21 protein-coding genes are annotated in these 23,306 nt (G+C 69.8%); 9 read left to right on the top strand and 12 right to left on the bottom strand.

The window, feature by feature from the left end:
• Nucleotides 1-50 precede the first annotated feature (50 nt).
• From uvrC to rsgA, 5 genes are all read right to left on the bottom strand, one after another.
• Nucleotides 51-2,195 (bottom strand): excinuclease ABC subunit UvrC, encoded by a 2,145-nt coding sequence (uvrC, locus tag Ate02nite_RS20170; protein WP_203807776.1) that lies wholly within the window; start codon nt 2,193-2,195, stop codon nt 51-53.
• A 90-nt stretch (nt 2,196-2,285) separates the two neighbouring features.
• Nucleotides 2,286-2,813, bottom strand: a complete 528-nt coding sequence (locus Ate02nite_RS20165) for a Rieske (2Fe-2S) protein (RefSeq protein WP_203807774.1) — start codon at nt 2,811-2,813, stop codon at nt 2,286-2,288.
• A 273-nt stretch (nt 2,814-3,086) separates the two neighbouring features.
• Complete coding sequence (uvrA, locus tag Ate02nite_RS20160; protein ID WP_203807772.1) at nt 3,087-6,050, bottom strand: excinuclease ABC subunit UvrA; 2,964 nt, start codon at nt 6,048-6,050, stop codon at nt 3,087-3,089.
• A gap of 136 nt (nt 6,051-6,186) precedes the next feature.
• Nucleotides 6,187-7,983: a hypothetical protein gene (locus tag Ate02nite_RS20155; RefSeq protein WP_203807770.1), complete on the bottom strand. Its 1,797-nt coding sequence runs from the start codon at nt 7,981-7,983 to the stop codon at nt 6,187-6,189.
• 25 nt (nt 7,984-8,008) lie between these two features.
• Nucleotides 8,009-9,046 carry a ribosome small subunit-dependent GTPase A gene (rsgA, locus tag Ate02nite_RS20150; protein ID WP_203807768.1) on the bottom strand — a complete coding sequence of 346 codons (1,038 nt, stop codon included), beginning with the start codon at nt 9,044-9,046 and terminating at the stop codon, nt 8,009-8,011.
• Nucleotides 9,047-9,212: 166 nt separating this feature from the next.
• On the opposite strand from rsgA, the gene Ate02nite_RS20145 reads away from it, so the two are divergent.
• Genes Ate02nite_RS20145 through Ate02nite_RS20130 form a run of 4 tightly spaced genes read left to right on the top strand, consistent with a single transcriptional unit; the run spans nt 9,213 to nt 11,670 of the window.
• The gene (locus tag Ate02nite_RS20145) at nt 9,213-9,908 is read left to right on the top strand and encodes a maleylpyruvate isomerase family mycothiol-dependent enzyme (RefSeq protein WP_203807766.1); all 696 of its coding nucleotides are present in this window, start codon (nt 9,213-9,215) and stop codon (nt 9,906-9,908) included.
• 2 nt (nt 9,909-9,910) lie between these two features.
• Nucleotides 9,911-10,558 carry an MBL fold metallo-hydrolase gene (locus Ate02nite_RS20140; RefSeq protein ID WP_203807764.1) on the top strand — a complete coding sequence of 216 codons (648 nt, stop codon included), beginning with the start codon at nt 9,911-9,913 and terminating at the stop codon, nt 10,556-10,558.
• A gap of 36 nt (nt 10,559-10,594) precedes the next feature.
• The gene (locus Ate02nite_RS20135) at nt 10,595-11,080 is read left to right on the top strand and encodes a SigE family RNA polymerase sigma factor (RefSeq protein WP_203807762.1); all 486 of its coding nucleotides are present in this window, start codon (nt 10,595-10,597) and stop codon (nt 11,078-11,080) included.
• Complete coding sequence (locus Ate02nite_RS20130; protein WP_203807760.1) at nt 11,077-11,670, top strand: hypothetical protein; 594 nt, start codon at nt 11,077-11,079, stop codon at nt 11,668-11,670. The genes Ate02nite_RS20135 and Ate02nite_RS20130 overlap by 4 nt, the downstream gene beginning before the upstream one ends.
• Here Ate02nite_RS20130 and Ate02nite_RS20125 read toward each other — a convergent pair.
• Nucleotides 11,667-12,320 (bottom strand): hypothetical protein, encoded by a 654-nt coding sequence (locus Ate02nite_RS20125; RefSeq protein ID WP_203807758.1) that lies wholly within the window; start codon nt 12,318-12,320, stop codon nt 11,667-11,669. The genes Ate02nite_RS20130 and Ate02nite_RS20125 overlap by 4 nt on opposite strands.
• A complete protein-coding gene (locus tag Ate02nite_RS20120; RefSeq protein ID WP_203807756.1) occupies nt 12,317-12,826 on the bottom strand; it encodes a SigE family RNA polymerase sigma factor in 510 nt (169 codons plus the stop codon). The genes Ate02nite_RS20125 and Ate02nite_RS20120 overlap by 4 nt, the downstream gene beginning before the upstream one ends.
• Nucleotides 12,827-12,947: 121 nt before the next feature.
• On the opposite strand from Ate02nite_RS20120, the gene Ate02nite_RS20115 reads away from it, so the two are divergent.
• From Ate02nite_RS20115 to Ate02nite_RS20105, 3 genes are read left to right on the top strand one after another with little or no spacing between them, the layout of a single operon-like run.
• Nucleotides 12,948-14,459 carry an NCS1 family nucleobase:cation symporter-1 gene (locus Ate02nite_RS20115; RefSeq protein ID WP_203807754.1) on the top strand — a complete coding sequence of 504 codons (1,512 nt, stop codon included), beginning with the start codon at nt 12,948-12,950 and terminating at the stop codon, nt 14,457-14,459.
• On the top strand, nt 14,459-15,187 hold the full coding sequence (locus Ate02nite_RS20110) for an aspartate/glutamate racemase family protein (protein WP_203807752.1): 729 nt from the start codon (nt 14,459-14,461) through the stop codon (nt 15,185-15,187). Before Ate02nite_RS20115 ends, Ate02nite_RS20110 begins: the two co-directional genes overlap by 1 nt.
• Before the next feature lie 49 nt (nt 15,188-15,236).
• Nucleotides 15,237-15,461, top strand: coding sequence for a DUF397 domain-containing protein (locus Ate02nite_RS20105; protein ID WP_203807750.1), 225 nt, complete (start codon nt 15,237-15,239; stop codon nt 15,459-15,461).
• A 75-nt stretch (nt 15,462-15,536) separates the two neighbouring features.
• Here the strand turns inward: Ate02nite_RS20105 and Ate02nite_RS20100 are convergent, their stop codons facing one another.
• A complete protein-coding gene (locus Ate02nite_RS20100) occupies nt 15,537-16,406 on the bottom strand; it encodes a GntR family transcriptional regulator (RefSeq protein WP_239147541.1) in 870 nt (289 codons plus the stop codon).
• Nucleotides 16,407-16,463: 57 nt separating this feature from the next.
• Here Ate02nite_RS20100 and Ate02nite_RS20095 point away from each other — a divergent pair, with 57 nt between their 5' ends.
• A complete protein-coding gene (locus Ate02nite_RS20095) occupies nt 16,464-17,078 on the top strand; it encodes an ATP-dependent Clp protease proteolytic subunit (protein ID WP_203807748.1) in 615 nt (204 codons plus the stop codon).
• Between the two features lie 12 nt (nt 17,079-17,090).
• Here the strand turns inward: Ate02nite_RS20095 and Ate02nite_RS20090 are convergent, their stop codons facing one another.
• Entirely contained in the window at nt 17,091-17,516 is a 426-nt protein-coding gene (locus tag Ate02nite_RS20090) for an uL11 family ribosomal protein (RefSeq protein ID WP_203807746.1), read from the bottom strand.
• Nucleotides 17,517-17,643: 127 nt separating this feature from the next.
• Nucleotides 17,644-18,417, bottom strand: a complete 774-nt coding sequence (locus tag Ate02nite_RS20085) for a lytic transglycosylase domain-containing protein (protein WP_203807744.1) — start codon at nt 18,415-18,417, stop codon at nt 17,644-17,646.
• A 150-nt stretch (nt 18,418-18,567) separates the two neighbouring features.
• Here Ate02nite_RS20085 and typA point away from each other — a divergent pair, with 150 nt between their 5' ends.
• Entirely contained in the window at nt 18,568-20,430 is a 1,863-nt protein-coding gene (typA, locus tag Ate02nite_RS20080; protein WP_203807742.1) for a translational GTPase TypA, read from the top strand.
• Nucleotides 20,431-20,558: 128 nt separating this feature from the next.
• Here the strand turns inward: typA and Ate02nite_RS20075 are convergent, their stop codons facing one another.
• Both Ate02nite_RS20075 and Ate02nite_RS49460 read right to left on the bottom strand, forming a co-directional pair.
• Nucleotides 20,559-21,554, bottom strand: a complete 996-nt coding sequence (locus Ate02nite_RS20075) for a TerC family protein (protein ID WP_203807740.1) — start codon at nt 21,552-21,554, stop codon at nt 20,559-20,561.
• Nucleotides 21,555-21,896: 342 nt separating this feature from the next.
• The coding region (locus tag Ate02nite_RS49460; RefSeq protein ID WP_203807738.1) for a GNAT family N-acetyltransferase at nt 21,897-23,306 on the bottom strand (1,410 nt) is incomplete at its 5' end.

The following is a 23,306-nucleotide window of genomic DNA, read 5'->3' as shown; positions in this document are numbered from 1 at the left end:
GAAGGCAATACATCTTAGGCCGAACCAACTCCGCGAGTCGGGCCGATCCGCTATTCGTGTGACTCCAGGTTGTCCGGTGCCGCGGCCGGGATCCGGACCGGGGCCGGCGCCGGCAGGCTGCTGCCGGCCCGGTTGCGGGTGGCCCCGGCCTTGGTCTTGCCCGCGCCGCCGGCCGGAACCGCCCCCGCCTCGGCCGGTGGCTTCTGAGCCTCGGCCGGCGGGTTCAGCGTCGCGATCAGGGTCTCGGCGGTGCGCTTGCCGATGCCGGGGACCTCGGTGATCTCCTCGACGGTGGCGGCGGCGAGCCGCTTGAGCGAGCCGAAGTGCCGCAGCAGCGCCTTGCGGCGGGTCTCCCCCATCCCCGGGATGCTGTCCAGGGCCGAGCCGGTCATCCGCTTGGACCGGCGCTGCCGGTGGAAGGTGATGGCGAACCGGTGTGCCTCGTCCCGGGCCCGCTGCAACAGGTAGAGCGCCTCGGAGGTGCGCGGGAAGATCACCGGGAAGTCGTCGCCGGGCAGCCACACCTCCTCGAGCCGCTTGGCCAGCCCGCACAGCGCGACGTCGGTGATGCCGAGCTCGGCGAAGACCTCGGCGACCGCGTTGACCTGCGGCTGGCCACCGTCGACCACGACCAGCTGGGGCGGGTAGGCGAACCGGCGGGGCTTGCCGGTGAGCGGGTCGATGCCGGGCAACTCGGCGGGCGGGACCTCGTCGCCGTGCAGCAGCGCGTCGGCCTCGTCGTCGGCCACATCGGACTCCGGCTCGTCGCGGGGCGCGTCGGCCCCCGGCCGGGCCTTGAAGCGGGCGAACCGCCGCCGCATGACCTCGGTCATCGCGGACAGGTCGTCGGTGCCGCTGCCGTCGGCGTTGCCGCGCACCGCGAACCGGCGGTATTCACTCTTGCGGGGCAGGCCGTCCTCGAAGACCACCATGGACGCGACCACGTCGGTGCCCTGGATCTGCGAGACGTCGAAGCACTCGATGCGCAGCGGCGAGGTGTCCATGCCGAGCGCCTCGGCGATCTCGTCGAGCGCCTTGCTGCGGGTGGTCAGGTCGCCGGCCCGGCGCAGCTTGTGCCGCTGCAGCACCTCGCCGGCGTTGCGGGCCACCGTCTCCATCAGATCTTTCTTGTCGCCGCGCTGCGGCACCCGCAGCGACACCCGGCTGCCGCGGCGCTCGGACAGCCAGTCGGCCAGCGCCGGAGCGTCCTCGGGCAGGGCCGGGACCAGCAGCTCGCGCGGAACGTCGCCCTCGCCCTCGACATCGCCGTACACCTGCGAGCAGAAGTGGTGCACCAGGTCGCCGGTGGACAGGTCTTCCACCTTTTCCACCACCCAGCCGCGCTGACCGCGGATCCGGCCGTCGCGCACGTGGAACACCTGCACGGCCGCCTCGAGCGGGTCTTCGGCGAAGGCGACCACGTCGGCGTCGGTGCCGTCGCCGAGCACCACGGTCTGCTTCTCCATGGCCCGGCGCAGGGCGGCGATGTCGTCGCGCAGCCGGGCCGCGCGCTCGAACTCGAGGGTCTCGGAGGCCTTCATCATGTCGCGCTCGAGCCGCCGGACGAACGCGTCGGTGCGCCCGGCCATGAAGTCGCAGAAGTCGTCGACGATGGCCCGGTGCTCGTCGGCGGAGACCTGGCCGGTGCACGGGGCCGAGCACTTGCCGATGTAGCCCAGAAGGCAGGGGCGGCCGATCTGGCCGGACCGCTTGAAGACACCGGCCGAGCAGGTGCGCGCCGGGAACACCCGCAGCAGCAGGTCGAGGGTCTCGCGGATGGCCCAGGCATGCGAGTAGGGCCCGAAGTAGCGCACGCCCTTGCGCTTGGCGCCGCGCATCACCTGCAGGCGCGGGAACTCCTCGTTGAGGGTGACCGCGAGGAACGGGTAGGACTTGTCGTCGCGGTATTTCACGTTGAAGCGCGGATCGAATTCCTTGATCCAGCTGAACTCCAGCTGCAGCGCCTCGACCTCGGTGCCGACCGTCACCCAGTCGACGGCGGCCGCGGTGGTCACCATCTGCTGGGTGCGCGCGTGCAGCGACCAGGTGTCGGCGAAATAGGAATTCAGGCGGTTTCGTAGGTTCTTCGCCTTACCGACGTAGATCACGCGGCCGGTCGAGTCACGGAAGCGGTAGACGCCGGGTGAGTCGGGGATCGTCCCGGGCGCGGGTCGGTAGGTCGACGGGTCTGGCACGGGGTCAACAGTAGTGCGGGGGACTGACATGATTACCCGACCGGAGGTCCGTTGCCGCCGCCACGGCGTCGGACCTCCGGCCGTAAATCGTTACGCCTTGACGATGCTGTCGCCGTCCGCCTTGACCTTCGTCTCGGCCAGGGCCTTGGTGGCCGGGCCGACGGTCGGCTCGCCGGTCTCGATGGAAAATTTGCTCCCGTGGCACGGGCAGATGATCACGCCGCCGTCCACCTTGCTCACATCGCAGCCGGCGTGCGGGCACACCTTGCTGAACGCCTTGAAGGTGCCGGCCACCGGCTGGGTGATCACGTAATCGCCGGAGATGACGCCGCCGCCCTCCGGCACGTCGGCGGTGGAGGCCAGCGCGCTGCCGCCGGTCGCGCCCGCGGTGCTGCCGGTGCCGCTGCCGGCCTCGGCGCTGCCGGCCGGGGCCGGGTCGTTGCTGAAGCCGGTGCCGTTGGTGTTGGTGCTGCTGGTTCCGCAGGCGGCCAGGACCGCGGTGGCACCGGCCGCGCCGGCGCCGAGCAGGACGAGCCGGCGCGTCGAGGCCGTGCCCGTGCGGCCCGGCGGCGCCTCGGTGGGAAGCGCGGAGTCGGTCCTCGTCTGCACGTCTGTCATCGGTAAGCCCTCCAGTGCAAGTCCGCGCGAGTGGTCACGCGGCGTCTACGTGGTGTACGCGGTCACGGCCGAGCCGGTTCAGGGATTCCGCGAAATTGTGCGCCCTGATGGCCGAGCTTTCCTCGGGTTTGGGCGCCTTTGCCCGGCGCCTTTTCCCGTTGTTTACACACAGAACGGCGCCCGGTCGAGCCTATGGACCCGACCGGGCGCCGTTGCTATGAGTCACCTGTGACCTTGCTGGAACTTTACGCTTCAACCAGGGCGTGTCCTGCGTCAGACGGCGGCCTTGGCCCGGGACCTGGTCGCCCGGGGCTTGGCGGGAGCCTTCGGCGCCGGGGTGCCGTTGGCCTTGGCCGCCCGGGCGACGGCCGCCGCCGACCCGGCCGGCTCACCCTCCAGGCCCAGGACGTGGCGCAGGTATTGCCCGGTGTGGCTCTCCGGCACCTCGGCCAGTTCCTCCGGGGTGCCGGTGGCCAGCACCAGGCCGCCCTTGCTGCCGCCCTCGGGACCCATGTCGATCAGCCAGTCGGCCGTCTTTATCACGTCGAGGTTGTGCTCGATGGTGATCACCGTGTTGCCCTTGTCGACCAGGCCGTTGAGCACCAGCAGCAGCTTGCGGATGTCCTCGAAGTGCAGGCCGGTGGTCGGCTCGTCGAGCACGTAGACGGTGCGGCCGGTGGACCGCTTCTGCAGCTCGGAGGCGAGCTTGACGCGCTGCGCCTCGCCGCCGGACAGGGTCGGGGCGGGCTGGCCCAGCCGGACGTAACCGAGGCCGACGTCGACGAGCGTCTTGAGGTGCCGGTGGATCGAGGTGATCGGCTCGAAGAAGGTCGCGGCCTCCTCGATCGGCATCTCCAGCACCTCGGAGATCGTCTTGCCCTTGTAGTGCACCTCGAGCGTCTCCCGGTTGTAGCGGGCGCCCTTGCACACCTCGCAGGGGACGTAGACGTCCGGCAGGAAGTTCATCTCGATCTTGATCGTTCCGTCGCCCGCGCAGTTCTCGCAGCGGCCGCCCTTGACGTTGAACGAGAACCGGCCGGGGCCGTAGCCGCGCACCTTGGCCTCGACCGTCTCGGCGAACAGCTTGCGGATGTTGTCGAACACCCCGGTGTAGGTGGCCGGGTTGGACCGCGGGGTGCGGCCGATCGGCGACTGGTCGACGCCCACCACCTTGTCGACCTGGTCGAGGCCGGTGAGCCGGGTGTGCCGGCCGGGCACCAGCCGGGCGCCGTTCACCTGGTTGGCCAGCACCGTGTAGAGGATGTCGTTGACCAGGGTCGACTTGCCCGAGCCGCTGACCCCGGTGACCGCGATGAACTGGCCCAGCGGGAAGCCGACGGTCAGGTTGCGCAGGTTGTGCTCGCGGGCCCCCTGCACCACCAGCTCCCGGCCGGCGGTCTGCGGTCGGCGGGTGCCCGGCGTCGGGATCGACTTGCGGCCGGAGAGGTAGGCGCCGGTCGGCGACTCCTCGTTGGCCAGCAGGCCCTCGACCGAGCCGCTGTGCACGATCTTGCCGCCGTGCTCGCCGGCCCCCGGGCCGATGTCGACGATCCAGTCGGCGGTGCGGATCGTGTCTTCGTCGTGCTCGACCACGATCAGCGTGTTGCCCAGCTTCTTGAGCCGGACCAGCGTCTCGATCAGCCGGTGGTTGTCGCGCTGGTGCAGGCCGATCGACGGCTCGTCCAGCACGTAGAGCACGCCGACCAGGCCGGAGCCGATCTGGGTGGCGAGCCGGATGCGCTGCGCCTCACCGCCGGACAGGGTGCCGGCGCCGCGGTCGAGCGACAGGTATTCCAGGCCGACGTCGACCAGGAAGCGCAGCCGGGCGTTGATCTCCTTGAGCACCCGCTCGGCGATCATCTTCTGCCGGTCGTCGAGCTCGATGGTGGCCAGCAACTCGGCGCAGTCACCGATGGACAGGTTGCAGACCTCGGCGATGCTCTTGCCGGCGATCGTCACGGCCAGCACCTCGGGCTTGAGACGGGTGCCGCCGCAGACCGGGCACGGCACGTCGCGCATGTAGCCCTCGTACTTGTCCCGGGACCAGTCGCTCTCGGTGTCGTTGTGCCGGCGCTCGATCCACTGCACCACACCCTCGAACCCGGTGTAGTAGGAGCGCTCCCGGCCGTACTTGTTGCGGTATCGGACGTGGACCTGGTCTTCCGAGCCGTAGAGGATGGTCTTCTGGGCGCGGGACGGCAGCGACCGCCACGGGGTGTCGACCGAGAACTTCTCGGCGGTGGCCAGGGCCTCGAGGATGCGGGTGAAGTATTCCTGGGTCTGACCCCCGGCCCACGGCTGGATGGCGCCCTCCCGGATGCTGCGCTCCACGTCGGGGATCAGCAGCTCGGGGTCGACCTCCTTCTTGGTGCCGAGGCCGGTGCACTCGGGGCAGGCGCCGTAGGGCGCGTTGAAGGAGAACACCCGGGGTTCGAGGTCCTCGATCGCCAGCGGGTGGTCGTTGGGGCAGGCCAGGTGCTCGGAGAAGCGGCGCTCGCGGGCCGGGTCGTCCTCGGCCAGGTCGACGAAGTCGAGCAGCACGATGCCACCGGCCAGGCCGAGCGCGGCCTCGACCGAGTCGGTCAGGCGCTGCTTGCTGGACGCCTTGACGCTGAGCCGGTCGATCACCACCTCGATGGTGTGCTTCTCCTGCTTCTTCAGCTTCGGCGGCTCGGTGAGCGGGTGCACCACGCCGTCGACCCGGGCCCGCGCGTAGCCCTTGGCCTGCAGCTCGGCGAACAGGTCGACGTATTCACCCTTGCGGCCGCGGATCACCGGGGCGAGCACCATGAAGCGGGTGCCCTCTTCCATGGCGAGGACCCGGTCGACGATCTGCTGCGGGGTCTGCTTGCTGATCCGCTCACCGCAGACCGGGCAGTGCGGGATGCCGGTGCGGGCGAACAGCAGACGCAGGTAGTCGTAGACCTCGGTGATGGTGCCGACGGTCGAGCGCGGGTTGCGCGAGGTCGACTTCTGGTCGATCGAGACGGCCGGCGACAGGCCCTCGATGAAGTCGACGTCGGGCTTGTCCATCTGCCCGAGGAACTGCCGTGCGTACGACGACAGCGATTCCACGTATCTCCGCTGGCCCTCGGCGAAGATCGTGTCGAACGCGAGGCTGGACTTGCCCGAGCCGGAGAGCCCGGTGAAGACGATCATCGCGTCGCGGGGCAGGTCGAGGTTGACGTCGCGCAGGTTGTGTTCGCGCGCGCCTCGAATGATCAAACGGTCGGCCACCAGCCAGCCTCTCCGTACAGGTGTATGAGTCGAGCAAAGCCGCGGCCACTCTAGCCATGGGGTACGACAAGTTTTCGCTGTCGTAGTGCAGCGCCTGTCACATGACGCACATTCCCGCAGTTCAGGCGGCGCTAACTCACCCGGTCGAGGGAACCGGCAGATAGCGTACGTCCCACATTTGGACACCGCCCACCAGCTGCGGCGGCCCCAGGGCGTCGGTCAGGGTGGTCAGCAGGGCGTCACCGTTGCGGCTGTTCGGCACCAGCACCACCACCGCCGCCCGCCAGAAGGTCAGGTCCTGCCGGATCCGGATCCGCATGGTGTCGGTCATCACCGGCACCTGGCCGTACTCGCGGACCCGCCACAGCAGGCTCGACGTGTACCGGACCGGGGCGCTCCACGAGCCGGTGTCGTCGGCCGGCGGGTTGACCGGGCCCATGAAGTAGCCGCGCGGGGTCCGGTACGCCAGGTTGGACAGGGTGACCCAGCGCATCCCGGTGCGCCCGGTGGTCACGTCCGGCAGCGGCACGGTGACCAGGCTGCGGTCGTCCGAAACGTACTGCTGGTAGATGCCTTGAGTCAAAAACGGGGGCAGCGGGTCGCCGGCCACCACCGGCAGCGGCTTCGGGATCAGCGGCACCAGCGCCAGCACCAGACCGGTGAGGAACCAGCGGCGGCCCTTGACGCTCATCGCCGGCATCCGGTCGGCGGCCATCGCCAGCAGCACCCCGGCGATCGTGGCCGGCACCAGCGCGAACCGGGTCACGCTCACCAGGTCGATCACCGGCACGTGGCTCACCAGGCCGAACGGCAGCGGGATGGAGGTGTCGTGGCCGGCCACCCGCAGTCGCGGGCCCATCGACACCAGCAGCAGCACCAGCGCCGAGATCGCCGCCGACCGGGCCGCCACCGACCGCCACAGCACCACCACCGACACCACGATCATGACGAGGCCGATCGGCCCGAAGAACGTGTTGTCCTCGGTCGCGCTGACGCTCAGATGCCGGGTCACGGCCGCGTAGCCGGCCAGCGACTGCCGCGCGAACGCGCCCACCGACAGCAGGTCGGTCACGTACTCGTCCGGCGAGAACGGCTGGCCGTGGTAGCTGCCGGCCCGGAAGAACTGGAAATGCAGCGGATAGGCGAGCAGCGCACCCGAGGCCAGGGCCGCGACCCCGAGACCGGCCAGGAAGTGCCGCGCCTCCCGCTTGGCTCTCGGCCAGGCCATGGCCGCGTACGCGACGACGAACACGCCCAGGGCCAGCGCGGTGAAGAGCAGCGCCTCCTCGTTGATGAAGACCTGCAACACGATGAGCCCGGTGAGGATGAGTCCCCCGCGGACCGCCCGGCCCGGCTCGCGCAGGCGCAGCACCTGCAGCACGATGAACGGGATCACGAACTGGCAGACGAAGTTCACGTGCCCGTTCGCGTGCGACACCATGGCCGGCGCGAACCCGCACCACAGGCCGCCCAGCCAGGCCGCGACCCGGCTGGTCACCAGGTGCCGGGAGAGCACCCAGTACCAGGCCCAGGCGGTGCCGGCCAGGCCGAGGGTGAGCAGCAGCGCGACCGACACGCCGGCGCCGAGGAAGTGGGTGATCGGCGACACCGGCAGAGTCAGCGCCAGCATCGCCGTGTTGGCCATCATGTTCACGCCGTCCGGCACGTTCAGCCGGTCGGACCAGAACGGGCTGTCGCCGTGGAAGATCACCCGCTCGCCGTGCGCCAGCATGAACAGCATCACGCCGTGGTCGTCGTCGTTGCTGGCCAGCACCCGGCCGTTGGGGTCGCGCCAGAGCTGGATCATCACCAGCATCGAGAGCACGACGTAGTTCAGCAACGACAGCAGGTCGGCGCGCCGACGGGGCGCGGTCACCGGTTCCGGCGGCTCGGGGACAGCCTGCTCCTCGACCACCTCGTCCACCGCGCGCATCGGAGCATTCTTGCAGACCAGCCGGTCAGCCCCGGCGTCGGCGTTGACCGGCGGCCGCGGTCAGGCGGGCCTGCCGGCGGGCGCTCTCCACCTCGACCTCGTGGTGCAGCTTGCGCCAACTGGCCAGCCGGCGCGGGGCGAGCGAGCCGTTGGCGAGGGCGGCGGCGACCGCGCAGCCCGGCTCGGCGCCGTGCCGGCAGTCCCCGAACCGGCAGTGCGCGGCCAGCTCGGCGATGTCGGCGAAGGCCCGGTCGAGCCCGTCGGCGGTGTCCAGCAGACCGACACCCCGGATGCCCGGGGTGTCGATCACCGCGCCGCCGCCCGGCAGTGGCACCAGGTTGCGGTAGGCGGTGGTGTGCCGGCCCTTGCCGTCGGCGTCCCGGATCGCCTGCACCGGCATCACGGCGGTGCCGGTCAGGGCGTTGACCAGGGTCGACTTGCCGGCCCCGGAGCGGCCCAGCAGGGCCAGGGTGCGGCCGTCCGACACGTACGGCCGGAGTTGCTCGACGCCGGCTCTCCCCCGGGTGCTGACCGCGACCACCGGCACCCCCGGCGCGAGTTCGGCGAGTTGCCGGACCACCGCGCCGGGATCGCGTGAGGTATCGCACTTACTCAGGATCAGCAGCGGCTTCGCGCCCGATTCCCAGGCCAGGGCGAGCAGCCGCTCGATCCGGGCGTCGTCCGGTTCGGGGTGGATCGGTTCGACCACGGCGACGGTGTCCATATTGGCGGCCAGCAGCTGGCCGGTGGCGTCCTTGTCGGAGGTGCGCCGGATCAGCGCGGTGCGCCGGGGCAGCACCAGCTCGATGGTCACCCGGCGGTCGGGCCAGCGGCGGGTCACCACCCAGTCACCGGCGCAGGGGAGGTTGACCGGGTCCTGGGCGGCGCCGAGCAGCACGCTGCCGGCCAGGGTGGCCCGGGTGACGCCGTTCTCACCGAGCACGGTGCAGACGCCACGGTCGGCGCGCAGCACCCGGGCCGGGGCGGCGTCGGAGCGGTCGAAAGGTCGGTATGAGGATGCAAACGTGTCGTCCCACCCGAGGTGGGACAGGGCGTGCGACATGGGAACCCTTTACGGGACGGGAGGGCAGGCCTCCGGGTGAAGGGACGCATCACGGTCGAAGGGCACGTTCCTCACCTCCCCGCGGGTCGATCGGCGCGTCTGCATCGACGGTACGGCGGCCCACTACACCAGCGAAAGCGAATTCCGGGCCGATAGGGTTGGCCGCGTGACGATGGACCCGCTCGTTCTGCTCACCGACGTCGACCGCGCCACGGAAGCGCTGGTCCGCACCGCGTCGGACCTCGACCCCACGGTGATCTCGCAACCGTCGCTGCTGCCCGGCTGGACGGTGGGGCACGTACTGACCCACGTCGCCCGCAACGCCGACGCGTACACCCGGTTGCTGACCGCGGCCCGCACCGGCTCCCCCGCCGAGGGTTACGCCCCGGGCCAGCGGGACGCCGACATCGAGGCCGGCGCGACCCGGCCGCTGCGCGAGCAGATCGCCGACATCCGCGAGTCGCACGAGCGGTTCGCCGACGCGGGCGCGGCCATGCCGGCCGAGGCGTGGACCTTCCCGATCGAGTTCCTGAAGCAGCCGGCCGCCGCGGTGCCGTGGGCCCGGCTGCGCGAGGTCGAGGTCCACCACGTCGACCTGGGGCTGTCCTACACGCCGGCCGACTGGACCGACGCGTTCGCCCAGCGCCTGCTCAAGGAGCTGGTCGCCGGCCTGGACGGCCCGGCCATGGTGCTGCGGCCGTTCGGCCTCGAGCACACCCTCACCATCGGCGACGCCGACAATCCGCCGGTGATCGGCGGACCCACCAAGTCGATCGCCGCCTGGCTGGCCGGCCGCGGCGACGTCACCGACCTGACCGTCTCGCCGGACGGCAAGTTCCCCGCCCTCGGAAGGTGGAAGTGACCGTGTCCTACACCGGAGACGTGACCCGGGGTGGCGTCCCCGCCACCCGCACCCTCGACCACCTGACCGTCACGAAGATCTCGGTCGGCCCGATGGACAACAACGCCTACCTGCTGCGCTGCGGCGACGACCAGGTGCTTGTCGACGCGGCCAACGACGCGCCGGCCCTGCTCGAGCTGATCGGCCCGGCCGGCTTGAGCGCGGTGGTCACCACCCACCGGCACGGCGACCACTGGCAGGCGCTGTCCGCGGTGGTCGAGGCGACCGGCGCCCGCTCGCTCGCGCACGCCGACGACGCGACCGAGATCCCGGTGGTCACCGACACCCTGGCCGAGGGCGACAAGGTCCGGGTGGGCGAGTGCGAGCTCGAGGTGATCCACATCGTGGGCCACACGCCCGGCTCGATCGCCCTGCTCTACCGCGACCCGAACGGCCACGGCCACCTGTGGACCGGCGACTCGCTGTTCCCGGGCGGCGTCGGCAACACCCAGAAGGACGCGGCCCGCTTCGCCTCACTGATCGACGACGTCGAGCACAAGCTGTTCGACCGGCTCCCCGACGACACCTGGTTCTACCCGGGCCACGGCAAGGACTCCACCCTCGGCACCGAGCGCCCGCACCTGGCGGAGTGGCGCGAACGCGGCTGGTGATGCAACAGAACCGGGGCCGGCCGGTGTAATCAGCATGTGAGCCGATTCCCGGGTGCCGACTTCGAGGCCTACGTGCGCGAGGTCAGCCCCGGGCTGCTCCGCTTCGCGCACGTCCTCACCCTGCATCGCGCCGAGGCCGAGGACCTGGCCCAGGAAGCCCTGATCCGGGTCGGTCTGGCCTGGTCGCGGGTACGCCGGGACGGCAACCCGGTCGGGTACGCCCAGCGCACCCTGCTCAACCTCTTCCTCAACCGGCGTCGCCGCCGCGGCGACATCCCGGTGGCGGCGGTGCCGGAACACGCCGGCGAGGACGCCGCGCTCGCGGCCGTGGACGCCTTCGACGGCGTACGGGATCTGCTCGCCGCGCTGCCGCCGAAGCAGCGGGCCGCGGTCGCCCTGCGGTACGTCCTGGATCTGCCGGATGAGCAGATCGGCGAGTTGCTCGGGTGCAGTCCGCAGACCGTCCGTTCACAGGTGTCCCGGGGCCTGGCCGCCCTGCGCGCCCAGGAGGGATCACGATGAGCTGGGATATTCCGGTAAACGACCACTTCGTGCAGAACATCCGGCGGGGAGTGCGGCGACGCCGTCTGCTGCGCCGCGCGGTGGCCGGTGCGGCGGTGCTGCTCGCGGCCGGCGGTGGCGTGGTCGCGGTGCGGGCCGTGCACGATCCGGGGCCGGCGGTCGTCGCGCCGGCGATCGGGGAGGTGCTGGACGGATTTCAGATCACCTGGCTGCCGGACGGCACCACCCGGACCGGTGGGGACAGCATCTTCCGGCGCGGCCTGAACGACGAGGACACCGGGCCGGGGTTCAGCGCCGCGAGCCGCCGCTTCGACCGGGGCGTCGGCATCGGGCTGTTCGTCTGCGTCATGCGCCCGGAACCGGGTGTCACCACCGATCAGGTCGCGCACTGGGCGGCCGGGGCCGCGCAACCGGTGCGGACGTTCGCCGTACCCGCCGGAGACGCGGAGCTGCTGGCGAACGTCGGCAGCGAAACCACCACCTACACGGCGGTGATCACCACCCCCGGAGGGGTGGTGATCACGGTGGAGGCCAACGGGGCCTTCCGGGCGGCCGAGGTCGAGTCGGTCGCCCGGGGAATCACCCCTTAGCCGACGCCCTGCACCGCGTCCTTCGTCACGTGCAGGCCGGCCCCGAACTCGACCATGTCCGCGGTGGTCCAGTCGCCGGCGTCCCAGATCTGCGCCAGCAGCCAGATCCCGTTGGGCTGCTGGACCCACAGGTTGCGGGTGTCGCCGCCGTCGGTCGGGGTGTTGATCACGCCCGGCCGGCCGGCCACCGTGACGTTCGTACCGCTCGGGGTGCGCTTGTCGTCCTTCGACTGCAGCATCACGGCGATCTTGCCGACGAAGCTGTTGACCTCTTTGTCCTTGAAGCCGATCGGGGCGATCGTCAGCACCGACTCGTTGACGCCCTGCAGTTCCCAGCCGGCCGGCACCTTGTCGATCGTGAAGCCCTTGAGCTGCTCGCCGTGGTAGGCGACGAGCTTGGCGGTGCTCACCGTCGACGTGCCGGCCGGGCCGGCGGCCTGGTGGCTCGGGGCAGCGGCCTGGTTGGTGGTGCCGTAGGCGACCACGGCGGCCAGCGCGGCCACCGCGAAGACCGAGGCACCCGCTCCCTGGAACGCGCGGCGGCGGCGCAGCGCCCGCTTGCCCCGGTTGAGGTCGGCGTCCGCCTGCTGGGCCGAGGTGTCGCCGGCCGGTCCGGCTATCGTGGACAGACGGTGGTGCAGATCCATCATCGGATCACTCCTGTCAGGGGAAGGTTCATGACCGCCCGCAGCCGGTCCAGGGCCCGGGCGGTCTGGCTCTTCACCGTGCCTTCGGAACATCCGAGGGCGTCGGCGGTGTCGGCGACGTCCAGGTCGTAGAAGTAGCGGAACACCAGCGCGGCCCGCATCTTCGGCGGCAGCTCGCCCAACGCGGCGCGCAGCCCGTCGGTGCGGTCGTCCGGGTCCGTCGACGCGGCGTGCGGGCGGTCCGGCAGCTCGGCCACCGGCCGTTCGTGGCGGCGCCACCACCGACGCTTCTCGTCGGTCAGGGCGTTCACCAGGGTGCGGCGCAGATAGCCGTCCGGGTTGTCCGCGCGCCGGAACGCCGGCCAGGCGACATACAGCTTGGTCAGGGTGGCTTGGACCAGATCCTCGGCCAGATGTCCGTCACCCGCCGTCAGCAAGGTCGCCGTACGCACCAACCCGGCTCGCTTCTCGAGCACGAAGCTGTGGAACTGCTCGTCACGCTCTGTCATTCACGTGCCCTCCTTCGCTCTCACAGCCCCCTGACGACTCGCAGTCCGGATCGGTTGCATGGCGCGAAGATATACAGTTCCGCAAATCCCAGTGAAACAGCGGCTACCTAGCGTGTTCGCCATGGCCGACATCACCTCGAGCACGCCACAGGACCTGGTCGAAGCCGCCGGCATGCCGGTCGGTAGCGGCGTCATCAAGCCGGAGTACGACCTCCGGCTCACCAACGAGGATCTGGCCCCGCTGAAGGATCAGCACTGGGGTTCCTACAACATCTTCGCGTTCTGGATGTCCGACGTGCACAGCGTCGGTGGATATGTGACGGCGGGCAGCCTGTTCGCCCTGGGCCTGTCCAGCTGGCAGGTGCTGGTCTCGCTGATCGTGGGCATCACCATCGTCTACTTCTTCTGCAACCTGGTCGCCAAGCCGTCGCAGCAGACCGGAGTGCCCTACCCGGTGATCAACCGGGCGGCGTTCGGGGTGCTCGGCGCGAACGTGCCGGCGATCATCCGAGGCGCTATCGCGGTGGCCTGGTACGGCATTCAGACGTACCTCGCCTCGGCTGCTCTTGATGTTGTGGTCTTGAAGTTGTGGCCGTCCCTCGCGCCCTGGGCGGATGTCGACCTGCACGGCTTCCTCGGCCTGCCAACCCTCGGCTGGTGCACCTACGCGGTCCTGTGGGTGCTGCAGGCGGCGGTGTTCTGGACCGGCATGGAGACGATCCGCAAGTTCATCGACTTCTGCGGCCCGGCCGTCTACGTGGTGATGTTCCTGCTCGCCGGTTACCTGATCTACAAGGCCGGCTGGGGTGCGATCAACCTGTCGCTGGGGGACGTGAAGTACCACGGCTGGGACGCCCTGCCGATCATGCTGGGGGCGATCGCCCTGGTCGTCTCGTACTTCTCCGGGCCGATGCTGAACTTCGGCGACTTCTCCCGGTACGGCAAATCGTTCAAAGCGGTCAAGACCGGCAACCTGCTCGGCCTGCCGCTGAACTTCCTGATGTTCTCGATCCTGGTGGTGGTGACCGCGTCGCTGACCATCCCGGTCTTCGGCGAACTGATCACCGACCCGGTCAGCACGGTAGCCCGGATCGACAGCACCTTCGCGATCGTGCTCGGCGCCCTGACCTTCACGATCGCCACCATCGGCATCAACATCGTGGCCAACTTCATCTCGCCGGCCTTCGACTTCTCCAACGTCTCGCCGCAACGGATCAGCTGGCGGGCCGGCGGCATGATCGCCGCGGTCGGCTCGGTGCTGATCACCCCGTGGAACCTCTACAACAACCCGGACGTCATCCACTACACCCTGGAAACCCTTGGCGCCTTCATCGGACCGCTGTTCGGGGTGCTGATCGCCGACTTCTACCTGATCCGCAAGCAACAGGTGGACGTGGACGAGATGTTCACCATGAAGCCGACCGGCAAGTACTACTACCGCAAGGGCGTCAACCCGGCGGCGGTCATCGCCACCGCGGTCGGCGCGGTCGTCGCGATGATCCCGGTGCTCTGGACCGGTGGCCCGCACATGCACACCATCGCCCAGTACAGCTGGTTCATCGGGATGGGCCTCGGCTTCCTGGTCTATCTGGCCCTGACCGTCCGCAGCCGGGTGGAAGAGCCGGCCGTCTGATGCACATCCGGGTCGTCAACCCCAACACCACGGAGTCGATGACCGCCCTGATCGAGGCGACCGCCCGGGCCGTGACCGGCCCGGGCGTCACCCTGGACGCGGTCACCCCGGCGATGGGCCCGGCGTCGATCGAAAGCCACTACGACGAGGCCCTGGCGGTCCCCGGCCTGCTCGCGGCGGTCGCCCAGGGCGAGCGGGACGGCGTCGACGGGTACGTGGTGGCCTGCTTCGGCGATCCCGGCCTGGACGCCGCCCGGGAACTGGCCAGTGGCCCGGTGATCGGGATCGCGGAGGCCGCGATGCACGCGGCGACGCTCGTCGGCCGCGGGTTCAGCGTGGTGACCACGCTGGACCGGACCCGCGGCCGGGCGCTGGACCTGGCCGCCCGCTACGCCCCGGCCGGAGCCTGCCGCGGGGTGTACGCCTGCGACATCCCGGTGCTGTCCCTGGAGGGTGACCCGACCGTCCGGAAACGGGTAGTGGATTTGGCCCGGGTCGCGCTGGAGCGGGACGGTTCCGACGTGATCGTGCTGGGCTGCGCGGGCATGGCCGACCTGTGCGCGGCGGCCACGGCCGAGCTCGGCGTGCCGGTCATCGACGGGGTCGCCGCGGCCACTCTCCTGGTCCAGTCGTTGATCACGCTGTCCATAAAGACCTCCAAACGCGGCGAGTACGCCACGCCACCGGCCAAGCCGTACACCGGGATGCTGTTGCCGTTTCGTCTTTAACCGGACAACGTGGGCGACATCGGTGGCGGGCGACCGGCACGATGGACGCGTGAGCGTCAAGGGATACCAGGAACAGTTCGACCGGCACACCGCCGAGTGGCGGACCACCGACCAGGGCGGCGGCGACGGCAACAGCGTCGAGGTGGCCCTGCTGCCGGACGGCGGGTGGGCGGTGCGTGACTCCCGCGAGCCGGAGGGCCCGATCCTGTTCTTCACACCGGCCGAGGTGGAGGCGTTCGTGGCCGGCGTGAAGGACGGCGAGTTCGACACGTAGGGCCGGTCCTGCGCATTTGCCCGTTTTGCCAGCTCGGGCCGGGGGTAAGGACAGGATCATGGCTGATCCCGATCGTTACCCGCCGCTCGACCCCGGCGCCCCGATCCCGGACGACCCGGGCGAACTCTCCCCCGACACCCCGGACACCCTGCCACCGGCACCGATCGAACCGATGGGTCCCGACCCGGACCCGATCGGCATCCCCATCCCGGGCCCGGACCTGGACGGCGTACCCGAACCGGCCTGATCCTCGGGCTCGAAGAGCCCGGTGTCATGCGGCAGCGCACCGATCGCCGCCTGCAGCCGGTGGTGATGCTCGGCGAACACCGCGGTGAGCGCCTCGGCGTCGCGGGCGCAGAACGCGGCCAGCATGCCGGCGTGATCGGCGTGCAGCAGCGCCCGCTCCCCGCCGCCGAGGTGCGTCATCGGCTGCAGCGGCTCGGTCATGTTCCAGGCCGCATCGAGCATGTGCAGCAGCCGGCGCATCCGGCACGGCCGGAGCAGCGCCAGGTGGAAACGACGGCTCTCCCGGTGGTAAAGCCGTCCGTCGTACGCGTTGATGGCCGCGTCCAGCGCACCGTGCGCGGCCCGCGCCTGCCGGTCGTCCTCCTCGGTGGCCAGCTCGACGGCGGCCCGCAGCGCGGCCGTCTCGAGCGCCTCCCGCACCAGGTAGATCTCGGTGAACTCGGCCGCGGTCATGGTCGTCACCCGGTAACCGCCGTTCGGCCGGTGATCGACCAGACCCTCCCCGATCAGGGTCATCAGAGCCTCGCGGACCGGGATGCGACTCACCCCGAACGCCGCCGCCACCGCGTCGACCGGGATCGCCGAGCCGGGCGGCACCTCGCCGTCGAGAATGATGCCGCGGAGTTCGTCCAGGACGCCGCCGAGCGGGCGCCCGCCCAGCCGCGAGATCAGAATCGACCGGCGGCGAGGACCTGGCATGCCCGGACCCTAAACCGCTCCGGTTACAGCCCCGCTACAAGTGACTAGGCTGGAAGCATGCGGCACGATCCGAGCTGGGGCCGGCCCCCGCAAAACGAGCCCGTGCCCGGTCCCGGCCTGCCCGCCTGGCTCGAGGAACGCCTCTTCGACCAGCGCATCGTCATGATCCGCGGCCATCTCACCAACGACGCCGCCACCGGCATCTCGGCGGCCCTGCTCACCCTCGACGCGGCCGGCCCGGCCCCGGTCCAGCTGCACGTGTCCGGCGACGGCGGCGATCTGAGCGCGGCCCTCACCGTGATCGACGTGATCGACACGATGACCGCCCCGGTGCACGCCCTGGTCACCGCCCAGGCGGTCGGCGCGGTGGTGGCCGTGCTGGCCGCGGCCGAGAAACGCACCGCCTACCGGCACGCCCGGTTCAAGCTGACCGAACCGCGCGCCACCGGGGTGACCGGCACCGCCGACGAGGTGACCCGGGCCGCCGGCCAGCACCTGCGTGAGCTGGAGGAGATCGTGCTGCGTTTGGTCGAGGTGACCGGCCAGCCCCGCAGCCGGATCGAGGACGACCTGGCGGCCGGCCGGACGCTGAGCGCCGACGAGGCCGTCGCGTACGGCTTGATCGACGACGTCATTAAAAACGGCTCCCGGGAAGATCCCGGGAGCCGTTGACAAGCACGAGTGTTACTGCGCGACCTTGACACCCATCGAGCGTGCGGTGCCGGCCACGATGTTGACCGCGGCGGCGATGTCGTTCGCGTTCAGGTCGGGGAGCTTGCGCTCGGCAATCTCCTTGACCTGGGTGGTGCTCAGGGTGCCGACCGTCTGGGTCAGCGGGTTCGACGCGCCGGACTGGATCCCCAGAGCCTTGCGGATCAGGAAGCTCGTCGGCGGCGTCTTGTAGAGCAGCGTGTGGCTGCGGTCCTCGTAGACGGAGACGACGACCGGGATGATCTCGCCCCGGTTCTTCGAGGTGGCCTCGTCGTACTCCACCTTCACGGCCCGCATGTTGGCCCCGGTCGGACCAAGCATCTTGCCGAGGTCGACCATCGCGGCGTTACCCGCCTCAAGCGCGAGGGTTACCTCATGGGTCTTTTTCTTGGGCGGCATTGCGTAAGGCTCCTTAGGGTGAGCTGCAAGCTTTGAAACCGCAGCTCGCCAGCATCATCAACACACGACTAACCTGCGGACCCTACTACAGTCCCCAGGCGCACGACAAAAAGTGTAGCTCGCAGGCTCAGTACTTATCGCACTGGCACCGGGTCATCAACGAGCGGACCGCCGCCACGTACTCCGGGTTGGGCAGGGTCTTGCTCTCCGCCGCCGCCTCGATCCCGCCCTGGCCCGCGTTGTAACCCGCGATCACCACGTTGAGCAGACACCACGACGAGTGCGTCTTGCACTTGCTCGTGCTCAGGTTGTAGTTGGTGCTCTTGAAGTACTTGTCGCCGGCCCACTTGGTCAGCCACGCCACGTAGTTGGCCCCGACATATGCGTTGTCCTGGAACAACGACGGGTTGTAGGCCAGCCCGAACCGCTGATTGATCATGTCGACGGTGGCCGGCATGACCTGCATGATCCCGGCGCCGCCGTCACAGTTGTGGATGTTGCTCTGCCAGCCGCTCTCCTGCCAGGCCACCGCCTTGAGCAGCGGATAGTTGAGCTTCAGCTGGGGCGCCTCGGTGTTCCAGTAGGTGCGCCCGGCGGCCGCCTTCAGCGCGACCTTGATGGTGCCCTTAGGCACCGCCTTGGTCTTGTCGTAGTGCGCGCAGTCGGGCAGCTGGCTCCAGAACGCCGGCTGGGTCGGCTCGGCCGTCTTCGGCTTCGCCGTCGGCTTTTTCGAAGTGGCCTCGGGAGATGGTGTCGGCGACTCGGTCTCCAGGTCGAACGTGGGCTCGGCCGAGGGTGTGGGCGCCGCCACGAACGCCGGCTCGTCCTTACCGGTCAGCCCGCATCCAGCCGCGACGATCAAGGCGACCACCGCCGCAAGCACTTTCCATCGATGCGCCATCGACGACCACCTTCCCCGTGAACTCGCCGCCGCCGAACGCTAACAGCCCTCAGCCAAGATCCGCTGCCCGGCGATTACGGACAAACAACCCGAGTTTCGCGGTCACCCCCCGGACCCACGCCAGCAACCAAGACCGGGGACAATAGCTCTATGCAGACCCGCACCGACCTACGCAACGTCGCCATCATCGCTCACGTCGACCATGGCAAAACCACCCTGGTCGACGCCATGCTGCGCCAGGGGAGCCAGTCCCACGCGCGTGGCGAGATGGCCGACCGCGCCATGGACTCCATGGACCTGGAGCGGGAAAAGGGCATCACCATTCTCGCCAAGAACACGGCCATCAGTTACCAGCCGGCCGAGGGCGACCCGGTCACCATCAACATCATCGACACCCCCGGCCACGCCGACTTCGGTGGTGAGGTCGAGCGCGGCCTCACCATGGTCGACGGCGTCGCGCTGCTGGTCGATGCCTCCGAGGGCCCGCTGCCGCAGACGCGGTTCGTGCTCCGCAAGGCCCTCGCGGCCAAGCTCCCGATCATTCTGATCATCAACAAGGTCGACCGTCCCGACGCCCGGATCAAGGAGGTCGTCGACGAGACCTACGAGCTCTTCCTCGACCTCGACGCCGACGAGCACCAGATCGAGTTCCCGATCGTCTACGCGTGCGCCCGCGACGGCATCGCCTCGCTGACCCAGCCCAAGGACGGCACCGTCCCGGAGGACAGCACCGACCTCGAGGTCCTGTTCAACACCATCCTCGAGACCATCCCGGCGCCGACCTTCACCGAGGGCGCGCCGCTGCAGGCCCACGTCGTCAACCTCGACTCGTCCAACTTCCTGGGCCGGCTCGCGCTCTGCCGCGTGCACGAGGGCACGATCCGCAAGGGTCAGACCGTGGCCTGGTGCAAGACCGACGGCACGATCAGCAACGTCCGCATCTCCGAGCTGCTGATCACCGAGGGCCTCGACCGCAAGCCGGCCGAGAACGCCGGTCCCGGCGACATCATCGCCATCGCCGGCATCTCCGACATCATGATCGGCGAGACGCTGGCCGACGCGGAGAACCCGATCCCGCTGCCGCTGATCACGGTGGACGAGCCGGCCATCTCGATGGTCCTCGGCACCAACACGTCGCCGCTGGTCGGCAAGGTCAAGGGCGCCAAGGTCACGGCCCGCATGGTCAAGGACCGCCTCGACCGCGAGCTCATCGGTAACGTCTCGCTGCGGGTCCTCCCGACCGAGCGCCCCGACGCCTGGGAGGTCCAGGGCCGTGGCGAGCTCGCCCTCGCCATCCTGGTCGAGCAGATGCGCCGCGAGTCCTACGAGCTGACCGTCGGCAAGCCCCAGGTGGTCACCAAGACCATCGACGGCAAGGTGCACGAGCCGGTCGAGCGCCTCACCATCGACGCCCCCGACGAATACATGGGCGCCATCACCACGCTGCTGTCGACCCGCAAGGGCCGGATGGAAGAGCTGATCAACCACGGCACCGGCTGGCTGCGGATGGAGTGGCTGGTCCCGGCGCGCGGCCTGATCGGCTTCCGCACCGAGTTCCTCACCGAGACCCGCGGCACCGGCATCATGCACCACCTCTTCGAGGACTACGAGCCCTGGTTCGGCGAGCTACGCACCCGCAGCAACGGTTCGCTGGTCGCCGACCGGGCCGGCGCGGTCACCCCGTTCGCGATGATCAACATCCAGGAACGCGGTCAGCTGTTCGTCGAAGCGACGACTGAGGTCTACGAAGGCATGATCGTCGGCGAGAACTCTCGCGAGGACGACATGGACGTCAACATCACCAAGGAAAAGAAGCTCACCAACATGCGCGCGGCAAGCGCCGACAACACCGAAAAGGTGATCCCGCCGCGCAAGCTGTCCCTGGAGCAGGCTCTCGAGTTCTGCCGCGAGGACGAGTGCGTCGAGGTGACGCCGGCCGCGGTTCGCATCCGCAAGGTCGTCCTCGACCAGCAGGCGCGAGGCCGGGCCGCGGCCCGCCGCAAACACCAGTAAACCTTTATAGATACGCCGTAGGGGTGCCCCAACCGCAAGGTGGGGCACCGCTGCCACAACGCCAGCAGCCCGATTGGCCGCGCTTTCCAGCGCGACCATCGGGCTGTGTGCTTTCTAGGCCTTCTTTTCTAGGATTTCGCGTCCACTAACGCGCGTTTCGCGTCCCGGGACGACTTCACCAGGCTGGCCACGGTCGCCACCCCGAGCGTGCCGATGATGACCAGCAGCGACAGCCAGATCGGGATCTCCGGCGCCCAGTGCACGCCCTCGCCGCCGTTGATGAACGGCAGGGTGTTGGTGTGCAGGGCCTCGAGGAACAGCTTCACGCCGATGAAGGCCAGCACCGCGGCCAGCCCGTAGTTGAGGTAGACCAGGCGTTCCAGCAGGCCACCCAGCAGGAAGTAGAGCTGGCGCAGGCCCATCAGGGCGAAGATGTTCGCCGTGAAGACCAGGTAGGGCTCCTTGGTGATGCCGAAGATCGCCGGAATCGAGTCCAGCGCGAACAGCAGGTCGGTGGTCCCGATCGCGATCGTCACGATCAGCAGCGGCGTGAACATCCGCTTCCCCACCGAGCTGACCGTCATCATCCGGCCGTCACCGAACGAGTTCGACACCGGCAGCACCTTCTTGGCCCACCGGATCAGGACGTTCTCGTTGAAGTCGTCCTCGTCGTTCTCGCCCTCCTTCAGCAGGTTGATCGCCGTGTAGACGAGGAACGCGCCGAAGATGTAGAAGACCCAGGAGAACTGGGCGATCAGGGCGGCACCGGCCGCGATGAACAGGCCGCGCATCAGCAGCGCCAGCACGATGCCGATGAGCAGCACCTTCTGCTGGAACTGCCGGGGCACCGAGAACCGGGCCATGATGATGACGAAGACGAAAAGGTTGTCGACCGACAGCGAATATTCGGTCAGCCAGCCGGTGTAGAACTCACCCGCGTACCGCCCGCCCGCGGTGATCCAGACCCCGATGCCGAAAACGACCGCCAGCCCGACATACAGCGCCACCCACCCGCCGGATTCCTTCACGGAGGGCTCATGCGGCCGCCGGCCGATGATCAGCAGATCAACGGCGAGAACGGCGATGAGGGCGACGAGTGTGGCGATCCACACCCAGGCGGACACAGACAACAGGAACCTCCGGCAGACACGGTGCGACCCTGCGTCCGCTCGGAGAGCGGGCACAGCGACTTACGGCTGTCGGAGGTCTCTTCCGCCGCCTTTCGGCGACCGCCGGCCCCGGGTAGCCCACTGGGGGGCATTCCGTGTTGACGAGACCGGCGCGAGGGAATACTCCCCTCCCACGTACGGCAGCCATTGTGTCTCATCACAAGGCGCAACGGCAGGGCACCCCGGCAAAGCGTGTCGAGCCTCTCCCTTTCCACAGGTGACCCTGGGCCAAGCGTAACGCCTGCCGGGCAGCCCGGGGCTATACAGCGCGGTCCGTAGCCGCAGCCCCTACCCGTCCTAGGAGGCTAGTTCAGTGCCGATTCGCCGGAACCGTGCCCGCCGCCCGCGCTCCACAAACCCGAGACGCCGGTACAGCGCGGCCGCCCCCGGGTTGTTGACGTTGACGTTGAGCCAGGCCTCGGCTGCGCCGTCGGCCGCCATCCGCCCGAGCGCCTCCCGCACGAGGGCCGCCCCGATCCCCCGCCCGCGCCCCCGCGGAACAACCCCCACCTGCACGATCCACCCCAGGGCCGCAGTGACGAACCCAAGGTCCCCACCGGAGTCCGAGACAAGCACCGACCACTCCGCCCGAAACTCCTCGTCGTCGTCATACTCAGCGATCCACTCAGCCGCGGATTCCCCCGGAAACCCCGGCCGCTCCCGAAACGCCGCCGTGTAGACCGCATAAAACCGCTCCGCCACCGAGCCAGACCACCCAATGACCTCAAGGCCATCCGCCCACCCAGCCCCCACCCCCACAGACCCACCCGACGCCTCAGCCGCAGGACCGGCCGACGTAGGACCGGCCGTCGCGGGACTCGCGGTCGCAGGACCGGCCACCGCAGGACTCGCGGTCGCAGGACCGGCCACCGCAGGACTCGCGGTCGCAGGACCGGCCAACGTAGGACCAGCCGCCACCGTAGGACCGGCCATCGCGGGACTCGCGGTCGCAGGACCGGCCACCGCGGGACTCGCGGTCGCAGGACCGGCCGCCCTGGGATCCGTGGCCGTAGGGTCCGCGGCCGTAAGGTCGGCCGCCGCAGGACTCGCGGCCGCAGGACCGGCCGGCGGCGCGCTGGGCAGGGCGATTCGCATGATGTCTTCGGCGAAGACCTGTTTGAAGCCGCGCGACTCGAAGAGCGCCGCAGCGGCGTCGGTCAGCGACTCGGTCTCGATGGTGACCGCGGTGTCGCCCGCGAGCAGCAAACCATGATCAAGAACCCGGGCCCCTAGGCCTCGGCCGCGGGCGTCCGGATCGACCAGGCCGGTCACGATGACGCCGTCGTCCGAGGGGCAGACCGCCCCGGCCGCAAGCAGCGGCCCGCCCTCGGAGGGGCGCAGCGCGAACGTCACGCCCTCCGGAGCGGCCCACCGCCGCCGCAGGAACCACGGCTCGATGGCGAGCGGCATGCCGCCGTCGGCCCGTAGGCACCGCTCGGCCAGCCCGATCAGGTCGGCCCCGACCGCGTTCGCCTCGGCCGGGTCCGCCTCGAGCGGGTCAGAGCCGACCCAGCCCGCCGCGATCGAGCCGAACCCGACCCAACCGGCAGGGATCGAGCCCGCCGCGATCGGGCTAAACCCGGCCCGGCCCGCCGGGATCGAGCCCGCCGCGATCGGACCGGCACCGTCCAAGCCGGCACCGTCCAAGCCGGCACCGTCCAAGCCGGCACCGTCCAAGCCGGCACCGTCCAAGCCGGCACCGTCCAA

This window comes from Paractinoplanes tereljensis (assembly GCF_016862435.1).
GTDB lineage: Bacteria > Actinomycetota > Actinomycetes > Mycobacteriales > Micromonosporaceae > Actinoplanes > Actinoplanes tereljensis.
The sequence above is the reverse complement of the archived record's forward strand: the minus strand, read 5'-3'. Positions and strand labels throughout refer to the sequence as shown.

Coding starts and splice junctions, on each gene's coding strand:
- Ate02nite_RS20165 (WP_203807774.1), bottom strand. CDS start 2,813: ATGACAGACGTGCAGACGAGGACCGACTCCGCGCTTCCCACCGAGGCG.
- Ate02nite_RS20155 (WP_203807770.1), bottom strand. CDS start 7,983: ATGCGCGCGGTGGACGAGGTGGTCGAGGAGCAGGCTGTCCCCGAGCCG.
- rsgA (WP_203807768.1), bottom strand. CDS start 9,046: ATGTCGCACGCCCTGTCCCACCTCGGGTGGGACGACACGTTTGCATCC.
- Ate02nite_RS20130 (WP_203807760.1), top strand. CDS start 11,077: ATGAGCTGGGATATTCCGGTAAACGACCACTTCGTGCAGAACATCCGG.
- Ate02nite_RS20125 (WP_203807758.1), bottom strand. CDS start 12,320: ATGATGGATCTGCACCACCGTCTGTCCACGATAGCCGGACCGGCCGGC.
- Ate02nite_RS20120 (WP_203807756.1), bottom strand. CDS start 12,826: ATGACAGAGCGTGACGAGCAGTTCCACAGCTTCGTGCTCGAGAAGCGA.
- Ate02nite_RS20115 (WP_203807754.1), top strand. CDS start 12,948: ATGGCCGACATCACCTCGAGCACGCCACAGGACCTGGTCGAAGCCGCC.
- Ate02nite_RS20110 (WP_203807752.1), top strand. CDS start 14,459: ATGCACATCCGGGTCGTCAACCCCAACACCACGGAGTCGATGACCGCC.
- Ate02nite_RS20100 (WP_239147541.1), bottom strand. CDS start 16,406: ATGCCAGGTCCTCGCCGCCGGTCGATTCTGATCTCGCGGCTGGGCGGG.
- Ate02nite_RS20095 (WP_203807748.1), top strand. CDS start 16,464: ATGCGGCACGATCCGAGCTGGGGCCGGCCCCCGCAAAACGAGCCCGTG.
- Ate02nite_RS20090 (WP_203807746.1), bottom strand. CDS start 17,516: ATGCCGCCCAAGAAAAAGACCCATGAGGTAACCCTCGCGCTTGAGGCG.
- Ate02nite_RS20085 (WP_203807744.1), bottom strand. CDS start 18,417: ATGGCGCATCGATGGAAAGTGCTTGCGGCGGTGGTCGCCTTGATCGTC.
- typA (WP_203807742.1), top strand. CDS start 18,568: ATGCAGACCCGCACCGACCTACGCAACGTCGCCATCATCGCTCACGTC.